Below are 14563 nucleotides of genomic sequence, written 5' to 3'. Positions count from 1 at the left end.
CAACGATTTGTGCACACTTTAGTTTCGTAATGGGATGTTGCAGAAGCATATTGTCGAGTATAACAAACATCAAGTTTAAGAATACTTTATCTTCCCTTCGTATACTACGAAATATTTTCCGTAAGTTCTCTCTGTTTGTCATCTCGCACAAATCAAATCAATTATGTTATGTTATTTGACATATTTATTTGACTGGAACCGATACACATGTTACATTTTCATACATAAGCAAGAACTGGAAATGATTACAAAGGAGCTGCTGTCTATGCATTTAACGGTACAGGAACGTGAGAAATTACTGATGTATCTGGCTGCGGATATGGCTGAAAAGCGTCTGAAACGGGGCGTTCAACTGAATTATCCGGAGGCCGCTGCTTATATTTCCGGGTTTGTTGTCGAGGGTGCACGGGATGGAAAAACAGTGAAACAGCTGATGGAAGAAGCACGTCACCTTTTAACTGCATCACAGGTCATGGATGGTGTGGCCGAGCTGATGAGCGAGGTTCAGATTGAGGCTACATTTCCAGACGGAACGAAGCTGGTGACCGTACATGAGCCTATTGCCCGTATAGATGGTGCGATTATACCTGGTGAATATGAATTCGCTGACGATCCTATAGTGCTGCTGCCTGACCGTAAACGCATTACGCGTTCCGTGACCAACACGGGAGATCGACCGATTCAGGTCGGATCACATTTTCACTTTTTTGAAGCAAACCCCTCGTTATCGTTCGACCGCGAAGGCACCAAGGGCTATCGGCTGGATATTGCTTCAGGCCTTTCCGTTCGCTTCGAACCGGGAGCAACACATGACATCACGCTGGTTGAAATTGGTGGCTCCAAAGAAATCTATGGATTTGCCGGGTTAACAAACGGGAGGGTTGAGTCATGAACACAATAGATCGCGCAACGTATGCAAGCATGTATGGACCAACGACAGGAGACCGGATTCGGCTCGCAGACACCTCGTTAAAGATTGAGATCGAGAAAGACTTTACCGTGTACGGAGATGAATGTGTTTTTGGCGGAGGAAAAACAGTCAGGGACGGCATGGGCCAGCACCCTCTGGCGACACGGGATGAAGGTGTGCTGGATACGGTCATTACCAACGTTGTCATTATAGACACCTGGGGCATCGTCAAAGCCGATATCGGGATTAAGGATGGATTGATCCAGGGGATCGGCAAAGCGGGAAATCCGTTTATGATGGATGGCGTTGATCCGGATATGTATATCGGCGTTGGTACAGAAGTTATCTCTGGTGAAAATTTGATCGTGACTGCTGGCGGCGTAGACAGCCATGTTCACTTTATTTCTCCGCAGCAAATTGAGATTGCGCTACAAAGTGGTGTTACTACGATGATCGGCGGAGGTTCCGGGCCAGCGACAGGGACACTCGCGACCAACTGTACCTCAGGTGTATGGCACATTGAACGAATGCTGCAGGCGCTCGATTCACTTCCTATGAATTTTGTGATGCTTGGCCGCGGCAACAGCTCAAGGCCTGAAGCGCTGAAGGAGCAAGTGCTCGCAGGTGTCGGCGGTTTGAAGATTCATGAGGATTGGGGCAGTACGCCTTATGTGATCGACAAGTGTTTAAGCGTGGCGGAGCAGTATGATATTCAGGTCAATATCCATACCGATACGCTGAATGAGGCCGGATATGTAGAAGACAGCCTGCGGTCGTTTAACGGTCGTGCCATCCATACCTATCATACGGAAGGTGCGGGTGGTGGTCACGCGCCGGATTTATTACGTGTCGCTTCCATGCCTAACGTGCTGCCTTCCTCTACCAGTCCAACCATGCCTTACACCCGAAATACGGTCGATGAGCATCTGGATATGCTGATGATCTGTCATCATCTCGATCCCAAAATTCCCGAGGATGTGGCCTTCGCCGCTTCACGAATTCGTGAAACGACGATTGGTGCGGAAGATATTTTACATGATATCGGGGCAATCAGTATGACCAGTTCGGATTCACAGGCAATGGGTCGTGTAGGTGAAGTAGCGATCAGAACGTGGCAGACGGCGGATAAAATGAAAAAACAACGCGGCTCCCTTACCGGTGATAACCAGGCAGATAACGCGCGCGTCAAACGTTATATTGCCAAGTACACGATTAATCCGGCCATTACCCACGGCATCTCCACTTATGTAGGCTCTATTGAAGTCGGTAAAATGGCCGATCTTGTCCTCTGGAAACCAGCCTTCTTCGGCGTTAAACCGGAGCTTGTCATTAAAGGCGGCATGATTATCCATAGTGTGATGGGCGATCCAAACTCCACCATCTCGACACCACAGCCGTACATGTACAGACCTATGTTTGGCAGCTATGGCAGGGCACGTTCAGCAATTTGTGCGACCTTTGTTTCCCAGGCTTCAATTGATGTCGGCACCCTCTCCCCTCTCGGGTTGAGCAAGTCATTAAAGCCTGTGACTGGCTGTCGTGCAGCAAGCAAGAAAGACATGATTTTGAATGGTGAAACACCGAATATCATGGTCGATCCGAAAAATTACACCGTATCCGTTAATGGAGAAACATTGCAGTGCCTGCCGGTTGATGAACTTCCGATGGCCCAGCGCTATTTCTTGAGTTAACATGATTAGAGGGTCATCGGACTTATTTCAAACGCTTCGTATAATCGTCAAAAAAGCCCAGCTGATGCAGCTGAGCTTTTTACGTTTTGACTTTATTTCTAGTTGTATCATCCGATTCTTCAGACTACTCCCGAATAAAGCCGCCTTCTGAATGAATCACCTGACCCGTGATCCACGCCCCTGCTTCACTCACCAGAAAATCAATGATGTTGGCTGCATCCTCTGGTGCTCCGATCCGCCCCAATGGGAATTTGGGCAACAGATAGTCACGAACGGAGTCATCCATCCACGTTGTATCCGTCGGCCCCGGGTTTACGGCATTTACGGTAATCTTGAGTGGTGCCAGTTCACGGGACAAGGACCTGGTAAAAGCAGAGATCGCCCCTTTGGTCGCAACATATGCTAATTCACCAGGCATTGGCGATATATCCTGTCCAGACGTCATGTTGATAATTCTGCCTGAGGTTAGGCTGGATTTTTCAAATTCGCGCGCAAAAATCGTACATAAGAGAAAAGTAGATCGCATATTAACGGCATAGTGGTTGTCCATGAGATCAGCGTCAAAGTCTCGATAATCTGCGTTTACACCATAAGCCGCATTATTAATCAAAATAGAGGGCTGACCCAGCTTCTCGACTGCACTTTCATATACTTGCTGCGCTGCATATCGTTCAGCCAGATCGACATCCAGTGACGCACAACGCACACCCATGTCCTCTATTTCCTTGTGAAATGCTATGATCCACTCAGGATCAGCCTTGTAATGTGTGAAGAAAATGTCTATATCTCGTGAAGCTAACTTGCGGCAAAAGGCACTCCCCATCTCTCTCGGGCCGCTGGCACCTGTGATGATTGCAATTTTTCTGTGGTTTTGAGTCATTCTATTGACCTCCTCATATAAAAGACGTGTATTGTTCTCGTCAATTATAGTGAATAGAAGTGACTTATTAAACATCTCTGTCCAATTTATAGTTTAGTATAGGCTTTATACTTCTTTCCTTAAAATGAATATCTGAACAGCCCGTAGTAAAGAGGCCCAAGCGCGAGTACTAAGGTAACGAACATTAACGCTCTTCTCTTTCCTATCGAGATTTCTTGTAAAATGTCTTCACCTTGGTGATCCTTAAGCAGCATCCCGAACAGTATATCCCACAACAACGCCGAAATTGTGATTACTTTCCAAGTCAGAGGGTTCAGCCATTGAATGTGTTTTACATATCCTAACAATCCAATCCAAGTGATAACAGATACAACAAAATCGATTTTGCCGGGTATTGATTTGTACTTACCCTTTAGCAAATAACCAAGGGATGCTGTTCCAAGTAGTCCAAGATAAATCGTCCATAACAAGTTAATCACATGTAATCCTCATTTTAGTCTATTTTTAAATCATGATCTACGTATGCCCTGTTGCATTATAGTGAAGCATTTTCGTTATGCATAGTGGAAAATTACGCTAAATATTTTATGCGAATTTTCCTTCAGAGCTTAGTCTAGTGATGGCCGAATATATTAAAAAACGTTTGCCGCAAATTCATAATGCCGTGAGTTAGTTACGGTTCGGCATTTAATGAATAGAAATGTCAGGCTTATCAGGAAAGGTTGAAGCTCACCTTAGGCAGAAACAAAAAGCGGAACGATCCAGGGAAAATTCTCTGTTTCGTTCCGTTTGCATATGCCTTTTTAGTTGCGGCTTACGTTGGATCTAGAGCTGTTTTCTATGGATTCAGCCTATTCAGTGATGATGTGAAAATAATCAAAGTTGGCGACAAGTCCCGTGCCTGCACATGTAATAAGGCCGATTTTCGGATCTTCCAGAAAGGCTGTTTGTGCATCTCCGACTTGTGTATAGTTTGTGCCATCGGCAGAGTAATAGCCGGTATACGTATCTCCCTCTTTTACAATACGCAGATAAGAAATTTCGGATGAGAGCATGTCTGGAGTTTCTGTATGGTCGCGAACCCCGTTGATTTTCGTATCCAATTGAAATTGATTGCCTTCTCCATACAAACGTGTCATTCGAATATACGTCTGATCGTTTACATATACAACCAGCCCGCCCTGGGACCATTTTGAAGCAGGTTTACCTTCCAGTTTGGTTTCGATGGTCCAGTCCCCTGAAGGTGCACCCGTCAGCAGAATATTTTTGGCATCCCCGGTTGCACCCGAGATATCCCCCTGCTCACTAGTGATCTGCATGTACCCCGGATTCGATCCAAGCGACCATTTGGCCGGATTCTCTCTTACCCAGCGCCACTGCTCATCTAGTGTGGTGGAGTCAAAATCATCGTCGGTGCCTTCTGGGTACGTTACAGGAGGTTCTTCTTGTCCTGGGGAAGCACTGTACTGAATGAGCTCCAGGTCATCAAAGTATACGTGGCCGTTGCCACCCGCTTTATAGAGGTAGATCGTTGCACTGTTGTTAGTGTTTCCTGTAGTGAAGATCTGCTCCACTCTTTTATAATCGGTTGAACTGATATGTGCATCTTTGGCGGTTCCACCATAGTTTTTCACACCTAAAACAGCACGGCCGCCATCTACACTTTTCGCCCACCCGACTAATTTGTACATCGTATTCGGATACAGTCCGTCTACAGTCTGCTCTGCACCAGCGGTGCTTCCGGTCAGCTTGGCGGCATAAGTTCCGCTGTGAGCGTTGTTATTTTCTATGGATGCTCCATTATAATGGATAGGCCAGTCCGAGAAATCTCCCGTTTCAAACCCCGGATTCGCTAATAAGTTTTCCCCGGAAGGGGCTTCTGGCAAAGGAGGCAGATTATCTGGATCAAGTCCAGGACCTTGGTATGCTCCGATATTGGGTGCGGTAGTTGAAGAAACCGGGTTGCCATAGTAGTCCCGTCCTCCGTTATTGGCAATGATCTTGCCTGCGCCGATGGCTGGTGATGTGCTCAGCAATTGGTAACCGGCAAGCGTATCTCGACCTATACCGGCAGAGCCGGGTGAAGCCAGCAGCGGGTCTGCGGTAATTTTGTAAGGGTCAGCTGGTTCGTTCGTTGGATGAGAGCCGAAGAATAGATTGTTTTCAAACACATTGTTTGTACTGCTGGCAAAATTGTACCCTCCAGAGCCCAGATTGTAGATTAGATTATTATAGAAAAATGTATTCTTGGCGTATCCTCCCCAGTCCAGCGTATCTATAATTTTGGTATTGGCGTGTGCTGGCAAATAAACCGTATTGTTGTAGATCGTCGTTGTATCGGGTGAGCCGCTAAAATTAAAGACAGCACCACTGTCGTTCTGGCTGATGTTATATCGTATCGTTGTATTGGTGTTTTTGTTGGCAGCATTAGTCCCGTTATTGACTACGAGAAAGGCTCCACCAGCATTATTATGACTGTAATTGTATTGAATGATCGTTCCGTCACTGTCATAATCCGCATCATAGGCCATGGCATCGCCACCAGGTGCTGTGTTGTATACCTCGTTGAACTGGATGATATTATTTTCAGCAGAGAACACCCACAGAGGTACATGGTAACCGCTTGCACGTACATGAGTATCATGAACAACGTTGTTTTCAATGAGACCATCGGTTGTATTCAGAATAAACGCGCCATCTGCAGCCACATCGTAAATCAGGTTGTTGGTCACCTTCAGATTCGAGGAATATTTCGTTTGAGCGCCGTTCAGATATATGCCTACACTATCAAGAGAGTAAATTTTGCAATTGTTCACGACAACATCGGATACATGATAATCCCAAGCCGTGCCCCAAACGATGATTCCCCCATTGTGCGCATAATCGTTGGATACGTCACCTTTAACATGATGGATGTTCAAATTTTCAAACACGAAATGTTTATACACCTTTGGATTAGACCAGGTGCCGCTGCTGCCATCGACATGAATGCCTCGTCGTACTCCTTTGGTTGGCGCATCGTTCGTAATCTCAAGATTGCGAACTTCCCATTGCTCCTGATTGTGAAAATAGACCGCTGCGGGTGCGCCAGCCCCCGAAATGAAAGGTTTACTCCCTTCCCCATACCTGTCAATCTTGATGGGATTACCTTCTTCCCCTGAACCTTTAGGATGAAGGGTTCCGGTCCATACACCGCCAGCTTTGAACATTAATGTGTCACCGGGCTGAAATTCAGTCGCGTTTACTTTATCAAGAGTTTGCCAAGCAAGTTCTGGAGTTTTCCCGTTGTTATCATCACTCCCGTTCACCGAATCTACGTAATATACGCTGTTCTCTGCATAAACAGTTGCTCCCGATAGAGGAATAACGCCTGATACCATAATCATAAAAGCGACAACGCAGCTAAACCAGTGTTTAACCCTGACATTACTCAATTGCATATGAACCTCCTTAATAAATTGTATTTATCTTAATAGCAAATTACCGTTTCTATATAAGTCGAGCTGAAAATTTTACACACTCCACTTCGTTAAGTGTAAAAGAATGGTTCAACTTTTATATCCAAAGTAATCGCTTTCAAGATCAACGTATAATAGTTATTCGATCGAGACATGTTGGTACGCTTCAGAGTGAATATCGATTTGAGCATCGGAAGTTAGTTTGAGGATGTAACGGGAGTATGCCTGGTTCAGGTAACTTTGCCAGAGGAGATTCTGATCCGCTGTATAACCTTGATTATCGCTTGATTTCTGTTCTCCGAAGGTTCTGATCAGAACGTACTGGCTCTGTGCTGGTTCGTCGATGATAAAGCTGTTATGCTCAGCATTCGAATGGTTTTGGAGAGCTGCGTACAATACAGGTTGTGATTTGAAATATGTGCTCGCCGTATGAGGATTGAATTCTTCTATCGTATGGTGAAGGATTGTGCTGCTGAATTTGTTTTGGAGAATTTTGACCGTATCAGACATCTCTCCCTCGGCCCCCTGCTCCAAAAGTGGCTGTGCAGCTTCAATGACCTTTTTGGCCGTCTGTTTATGTACTTGATTCCGGTTGGAATCCAGATCAAGTTTCCGATTAGCATGTTTATAGGATACCGATATTTTATGGAATTTTATTGTATTCTCTCTCATAAACAGCTGATCTTTAACCAGTGTATAGTGCTCTTCAAGCTTCTTGTCTGTCGGCTTTAATTCATTAACGGATAAGGTCTCTTTGAGTTTGTTCCGTACTTTACTCGTATAATAATTCATAAAGGAGACTTCATCGAATTGTTCTGGCCCATAAATAGGCTGATCAGAAGCTAACGCTTCCCTTCTGCGCTGATTCTCGATCTTCATTTCGTGCATCAGATCATCATGGCTTGAGCCACTAATCAGGCCTTTGTTTTGTGCAAGCTCCAACTCTACTTTAACCCTGGTGATCTCTTTCATGGCGAGTTGTTTCAAGTACTGTTCGGGATTCTCCCCTTCAAAATCAGTTTTCCAGAAATCTTTGTTGTATTGCGCTCCGTATGTGGATAGGAAATATTGAATAGCCCTCGCCCTCTGCTGCTGCATCTCACGTTTGAATTCATGTTGGGTCACCCAGCTCCCATTGACCTTGGCAACGTAAGTGTCCTCCGAAGGCGCATGACCTGAAATAGCAAAATAAGCAGAGCCAGCGAGTATGAAAATGGCGGCAGCTAATGTGAACCGCTTCATTCGGCTTCTCTTTTTTATTCTCAAATTCAATACGCCCCCTTCAGCATCATCCAAAGTTCTTGATCCTTTTATTCTGCTAGGCCTACGCTTTTTCCAAATAACGCTCGTTTATGCCTTCCCCAAGCCAAGCCCCTTGACGAACAAGTCTGCTTTGCAAGGCACTCACATCTATGCTTCGTGTCTCCTTCGCCCCATTCTCTCGAAGCATCGCAGCAGCTGTTCCGGCGGCCTCACCCATGGCAAAACAATTCGGCATAACGCGCGCAGAGCCCTGAGTTGCTCGGTCCGTGGAGATTGATCTTCCGGCAACGATGACATTATGAATACCCGCAGGAAGTAGAGAACGGTAAGGAATGCCATGTGATTCCCCTGCCGGCAGATGAATCATCGTCATACCACTTGTCGGTTTGGCCATATGAATATCGATAAAATAAGCATTGCGTGCGATGTCATCAGGGAATGAACGGCAAGCCATAAAATCGTCAGCTGTAATCGTATAGTCGCCCACAATGCGCCGGGTCTCCCGAATGCCAACCTGTTCACCTGTCACCGTTAGGAAAGCATTCTCAAAGCCAGGGATGGTCTCACGCAGCCATTCGGTGATATGCGCAGCTAATGCCCGCCCTTCAATCGCCCCGCGTGTTAAATCTTCCGCATTCGAGCCGTCGATACCAAAGACATGACCGAAGTTAAGACCTGCCGTATGGTTGTTCAGCCATGAAATTCCCGCCCACTCTCTTGCTACACGCAAACGTCCTTCTGCTTTAGCTTGACGAATGGCGTGTTTTAAATCTTTGCCGTGCACCTCCACGCTGGATAAGAACTTGCTCCGATCCAGATTGTTCAGCACAAAACACATCGTTCCTGGCTGCAGCTCTCCGTTTTCTCCGCCTTTTATGAGCTGTCCGCCAGCAAGATGGGTGATATCCGCGTCACTGGTTGCATCGATATAGATAATTCCTTTCACGGCTTGTGTGCCACTTTTGTTATGAATCACAGCAGCTTCTACATAGCCATCTTTATGCAAAATATCGCCAACGAACGTATGGTACAGCACTTGAACGCCAGCTTCCATCAACTTTTTGTCCAACACTCGTTTTAATACTTCGGCATCAATCGGAACCCAGTCGAGTAAATCCTGCCAGTCCTTACGGAACGTTTCCTCCATATTAAGCTTCATATCATTCAAAATTTCGAGCCCGATCCCGCGAATCACGGGTTTAACCTGATCCGTGTAGGGACAAAAGGCGGGAACCTGAGATACCGTTGCCATGCCTCCAAGGTAACCTCGCTGCTCTATCAGTAAAACGGATGCTCCGTTTCTTGCAGCAGCAAGTGCTGCGGCTACACCAGACGGCCCTCCTCCAGCAACCACAACATCTACTTCGCTATATAACGGAATACGACGCTCCGGGACATGAATTTCAGATTTTGTGTGAGTCATGTGAACCACCTCCATGAATTACTTTCATTTTAACTGCCATAGAGCATGATTTTTAGTTACATTTTAGTTTCACTTTTGTTTTGTTTTTTTCTATAATAATCGTAAAAGTAGTCACAAAGGTGGTTCATATGCCCATTCCTAAAAAAGTTACGTTAAAAATGATTGCAGATCAACTTGATCTGACTGTACATACGGTTTCCAAAGCGCTGCGTGGTCTACCAGGGATGTCTGAACATACACGTAACGAGGTGGTTGCTCTTGCCGCACAATTGGGGTATCGCACCAAGGAACAGGAACGCAGTATGGCAGTAGAGCAGATTCCAATCTATTCCTCCAAGTCAAGAAGGTTCGCGTTTATCGTTCCGAGCACTGAACTGGCTTTTATTCATCACTCTTTATATGAAGGAATCAAGTCCAGGCTAGCCGAGTTTGGACACAAACTGGAAATGCTTTTTGCACCACAGGGTACCGTTTCTGATTCGCAATTTATCGATTGGATGGAAGAGAATGAAGTACTTTATCTGGACGGTTTCTTTATCGGGCCGATGATTCTTCCTCCTGTGGAGGCCAAGTTAATGGAGCTTCAGCTCCCCAAAATTCTGCTTAATTATCCGCCATCCATTGCACAGGTGGATAGTGTCATATGGGACGTATCGTCTGCTGTTCATCAATCTGTTCAATATCTAGTTCACAAAGGACACCGCCGGATATTGTATATTGGCAATATACGTATGCATCGCGGCTTCCGGCTGCGCTGGCATGCTTTTCAGGAAGCTTTGCAACTGGAAGGCATTTCGGTGAGTGAAGAGCGGCATTTGACACGTTTGCAGTCCAAAGAGACGTATATCCAGCAGTTGACGGACCTATTGGAGAAAGAAAAACCAACGGCGATTCTGGTTGGCATGGAGCATGATCTGGCCTGGATCTATTACGGCTGCAGCCTGCTGGGCCGGCAAATCCCTCAGGATTGCTCTCTGATTGGCTTGGAGCATGCTGCTCCAGAGCTGATTCCTGATTTGACCCGGCCTAAACTGCCTGTGAAAGAGGTCGGTGTACGGGGTGCTGATCGGATGTTATGGAGAATTTCCAACCCGAGTCTGCCGTTTGAACATATCCGGCTGCAAGGCGGATTTCACTCTGGAGCAACCGTAAAAGATATTACGTAACCATAAACATGAGAATAATACCCATTGTGTTCGCGCTACTCTGCTTCAGGTCCAGTACGTTCCTGTCGTTTGAATTCGCCCGGTGCCACTCCCCAATATTTGCGGAACACTTTGGCAAAATAACTGACATCCCGGTAACCGGCTGCTTCAGCGGCATCATAGACTTTAACCCCGTTTAATAACTGTTCTTTGGCGTATTCCATACTGCGTTTCAGAACGTATTCGGAGAACGACCTCCCCTCTTCTTTTTTAAAGAGGCGGCTGAGGTACGAAGGGTTGACATATAAACGCTCGGCAAGCGTGTGCAATGTCAATTCTTCTTTTCCCAGCATAAGCTCAACCGCCTCGATCATCTTTTTAACAAGCTCATGACTGGAATGCGTCCTTTCTTTCTCCCGATAGAGAATGATTCGCCCAGCGACTCGTTTCGCCCACGCCACGATCTGATCCTTGGACAACAACGATCCGAAGGACAGAAAAGCCGAATAGTCTTCTTGAAGCACCTCTTGCATCGACCAGCGTCTAGATTGAATGATTCTGGTAAACACAGTGCTCAAATACAAGAGATGTTCATATACGCGGTGGGTAGACACTTCATGTGAATACAACTGCTCAAAGTAATTGTCGATCAATCGGGTGACTGCAATTGAATCATCAGTGTGAACAGCGATCTCCAGTTGTTTTTCAAATTCAGAATCAAATTGTACGTGGTGTCTGTTGCTTGTCACATCCAGATACGGGATGAACATGTCGCTCCCATAGATCGCTCGCTCTTGTAAAGCTCTGCGCGCTTGACGATATGAAAGCGATACATGATCCAGAGCGCCCAAGGTGCCCAGACCAGCACTGGCTGTAATTTTCAAGCATTCCTTAACGACATTTAACAGCCGCGATACGTTAACATTGATTCGCTGGATCATGTGCTGCTCGGATTCTTCTGCTTTTCCCAGAAATAACAGTACAGTGGCCCCGTCAGCATCTGCAAACACGCGGCAGTCCTCATCCTGAAGACATTCGGAGCTAATGCATTCCAGCGAAAATTGCAGCAGGGATTGATCGGACGATGTATATCTTCCCTCCTCCTCAGGAAGCGGGTCTATTTCACATACCGTAACGACAAAGCGCGTGAATGCATCCAGGGACAGATTTAACTCCTGCATATGCTTCTGCAATTCCCATGTGGCGTAGCGATCCAGCATCCAGTTTCGGTAAAAGTCATCTTGAAGCTGAGGCAGCCGATCCTGCCACTTCCGCTTTAATTCAAGCATGCTGTGTTTCTCCATAAGTTCTTTACGAATCTCCCCAGCAGCGTGTAGAACAGCCTCCATAATCTCTTGATCTCCGGCAGGTTTCAGCAAATACTTCATCACGCCCAGTCCCACCGCAGCTTGAGCATAATGAAAATCGTCATGGCCGCTGAGCACAACCAATTTAATCTGTGGTTCCATTTCTCGAACGCATTTAGCCAAAGTCAGACCGTCCATTTCCGGCATTTCAATATCAAGCAGTACAATATCCGGTTTTTTACGTTCGATGAGACTTAACGCTTCGTGCCCGTTCTCGGCAGCAGCCACCACCTCAATGCCGTGCTCATTCCACGGGATATTGTTAACCAGACTATTCATAATTCGAATCTCATCTTCAACGATCATCAAGTTCATGTTCTGACTCCCTTCTGTCATTGTTGCAGCGGTTGACGGGTAAGTTCATGGTGGCCGTTGTGCCTTCACCTTCTATGCTTTCAATGATCAGATCAGCGGTCTCTCCGTAATAAATGCCTATACGTGCTTGTACATTGAGCAAAGCAAAAAACGATGAATTTCGTTCCGAAGGCAGCGTTAAATTTCCTTTCTTCGTGAGTGTGATTGCTTCCTGAATCTGGTCTAACCGTTCTTCCGGGATTCCGCGCCCGTTATCACGAACTTGAATGATTAATCGATCTCGAATAACGTTCGTACTTATGTTCAAAGCGCCGCCTTTTTTTCGCTTTTCAAGCCCGTGCAAAATGGCATTCTCAACTAACGGCTGAAGCAGCAGCTTCAAAATATGCAGATGACGACTATTCTCAGAGGCGTGGTAGGCGATGGAGAACTGTTCGGAAAAACGGATTTGCTGAATGCGTACATAATAATGCAAATGCTTGAACGTTTCCTCTACCGTAAACGTTTCTTGACCTTTGCTCAGGCTAAGTCTGAAAAAGCTCGACAAATTCAATACCATGGTACTGATTTCTTCGGCATCATAATTTTTGGCTGTCCAGTAGATGGAATCGAGTGTGTTGTACAAAAAATGCGGATTAATCTGCGCTTGCAGCAGCTTTAGCTCTGTTTTGGTCATGCGCAGCTGCTGTTCATAGATATCTTTGATTAAATGCCGCTGCTGAGTCACCGTCTGATTAAAGGAATCCGTCAAAAAGCCCAATTCATCCTGTCTTTTATTCTCAAGCCGGATGTTTAAATTTCCCTTTCGCAGCTGCCTCATGCCTGAGACCAGGCCGGAAATGGGCGAAGCTATTCCACTGTACACCAGCCAAGCTATCCAGAAAGCAAGAATTACGCTGAGCACAATGATACCGTAGGTGAAAATTTGCAGCGGTTTTGATTTCATATATACTTCTTTCTCAGGCTGCACCAGTAAAATGGACCATCCACTTCGGGGTGAGGTCACCCGTAGTATCATGTTTTTTTCGTTGCTCTCCAGGCTGTCTTGCACAATGATTTGATCTGCCTGAAACTCATGAAGCTCAAAAGTTTGCGGCTCTCCGGCAGCATTGGAGACAATCATTCGATCCTGATCATCGTACAGATAGAGCTTGGATTGATTTTTTTCCACTAACGAGGACAGAGAACGCAGCAGCTTGCTTTTGGATATGGACAACATCAGTACGTTTTCACCCTTATCCATACGGTAAAAATCAAGCAGTCTCATCATGATGAGGTCGTTACGATTATAGATGGAGTCTGCTTTTCCTGCCATTGTCTCTTTGTAACGGTCTGGCAAGTAGTAGATACTTGCACCATTTGCTTTCAGGGCTTGCGCATGCCAACTCTCCGAATCAGAGGAATCCAGGTGTATCAAACCAAGCTTGGTTGTCATTAATGAATTTGAGGCGTGATGATAGATCATGACGTTGCTTAAATAATCGTTAACCGCAGTGATGTCTGTGATTCGCTCAATCACGCGGGAGAAATCCATAATGGCACTGGGGCTCAGGGTCTCTTCTTCATGAGAAAGTAAAGATAATAAATTAGAGTCTGTTGAAATGAGCGTAGACAAGTTTTTGATGCTGCCGAGCGTCAGATCCACAAACTCCAGACCCGAACTCATTGCACTAATCGTCCGCTCTCCAAGCTCCTGCTCCAGAATCTGCTGGGATTTCACATTGGCATAGATACTGAACGCCACCAGTGGAAGCAGAATCAAGAGAAAATAACAGGTCAACTTTACCTGAATGGACTGGGAATAAAGATGCTGGAATCGTTTGAGCCATTTCATACGCTGCCCTCCCCAATGACAAATGCGATATGTTGCGTTTACTGATAGGCTTAGCAAGGGTGTTACTTGTTGAACCAGCTGAAACAGCGCCCGATTTGAGCGCTGTTTCAAAGTTGCCTTTCTCTACCTATAGTAATTGAACTTTTTTTACACTGGAACGGAGAGGACAGAAAAAACCTGAAAAAGCGGAGCGTTCGCCTTTATCACCGGATTTTCCCCTTTCAAAAGGGGATCGAAAAAATCTGGGGATAACAGCGATTGGAAGGTTATTCTGTCA

10 protein-coding genes are annotated in these 14563 nt (G+C 45.9%); 3 read left to right on the top strand and 7 right to left on the bottom strand.

The features are described 5' to 3' along the window. Positions 1-265 precede the first annotated feature (265 nt). Positions 266-892, top strand: coding sequence for an urease subunit gamma (ureA, locus tag HNR77_RS06220; protein ID WP_184181765.1), 627 nt, complete (start codon positions 266-268; stop codon positions 890-892). Then, positions 889-2601: an urease subunit alpha gene (gene ureC / locus HNR77_RS06215; RefSeq protein WP_184181763.1), complete on the top strand. Its 1713-nt coding sequence runs from the start codon at positions 889-891 to the stop codon at positions 2599-2601. Before ureA ends, ureC begins: the two co-directional genes overlap by 4 nt. Before the next feature lie 124 nt (positions 2602-2725). Here ureC and HNR77_RS06210 read toward each other — a convergent pair whose 3' ends face one another. From HNR77_RS06210 to HNR77_RS06190, 5 genes are all read right to left on the bottom strand, one after another. Then, positions 2726-3481, bottom strand: coding sequence for an SDR family oxidoreductase (locus HNR77_RS06210; protein ID WP_184181761.1), 756 nt, complete (start codon positions 3479-3481; stop codon positions 2726-2728). A 119-nt stretch (positions 3482-3600) separates the two neighbouring features. Next, positions 3601-3960 carry a hypothetical protein gene (locus HNR77_RS06205; protein WP_184181760.1) on the bottom strand — a complete coding sequence of 120 codons (360 nt, stop codon included), beginning with the start codon at positions 3958-3960 and terminating at the stop codon, positions 3601-3603. Between the two features lie 372 nt (positions 3961-4332). Then, positions 4333-6915: a beta-xylosidase family glycoside hydrolase gene (locus HNR77_RS06200; RefSeq protein ID WP_184181758.1), complete on the bottom strand. Its 2583-nt coding sequence runs from the start codon at positions 6913-6915 to the stop codon at positions 4333-4335. A gap of 162 nt (positions 6916-7077) precedes the next feature. Then, positions 7078-8205, bottom strand: a complete 1128-nt coding sequence (locus HNR77_RS06195) for a SurA N-terminal domain-containing protein (RefSeq protein WP_184181756.1) — start codon at positions 8203-8205, stop codon at positions 7078-7080. 58 nt (positions 8206-8263) lie between these two features. After that, positions 8264-9625, bottom strand: coding sequence for an FAD-dependent oxidoreductase (locus HNR77_RS06190; RefSeq protein ID WP_184181754.1), 1362 nt, complete (start codon positions 9623-9625; stop codon positions 8264-8266). A 128-nt stretch (positions 9626-9753) separates the two neighbouring features. Between HNR77_RS06190 and HNR77_RS06185 the strand changes: the two genes are divergently transcribed. Beyond that, on the top strand, positions 9754-10791 hold the full coding sequence (locus HNR77_RS06185) for a LacI family DNA-binding transcriptional regulator (protein ID WP_184181752.1): 1038 nt from the start codon (positions 9754-9756) through the stop codon (positions 10789-10791). A 35-nt stretch (positions 10792-10826) separates the two neighbouring features. On the opposite strand, the gene HNR77_RS06180 is transcribed toward HNR77_RS06185, so the two are convergent. Further along, positions 10827-12452 (bottom strand): response regulator, encoded by a 1626-nt coding sequence (locus HNR77_RS06180; protein WP_184181750.1) that lies wholly within the window; start codon positions 12450-12452, stop codon positions 10827-10829. Further along, positions 12433-14286, bottom strand: coding sequence for a sensor histidine kinase (locus HNR77_RS06175; protein WP_184181748.1), 1854 nt, complete (start codon positions 14284-14286; stop codon positions 12433-12435). Before HNR77_RS06175 ends, HNR77_RS06180 begins: the two co-directional genes overlap by 20 nt. Positions 14287-14563 lie beyond the last annotated feature (277 nt).

This window comes from Paenibacillus sp. JGP012 (assembly GCF_014203995.1).
Lineage (GTDB): Bacteria > Bacillota > Bacilli > Paenibacillales > Paenibacillaceae > Paenibacillus > Paenibacillus silvae.
Note: the sequence above shows the minus strand (reverse complement) of the source record. Positions and strands in the feature narration are given on the sequence as shown.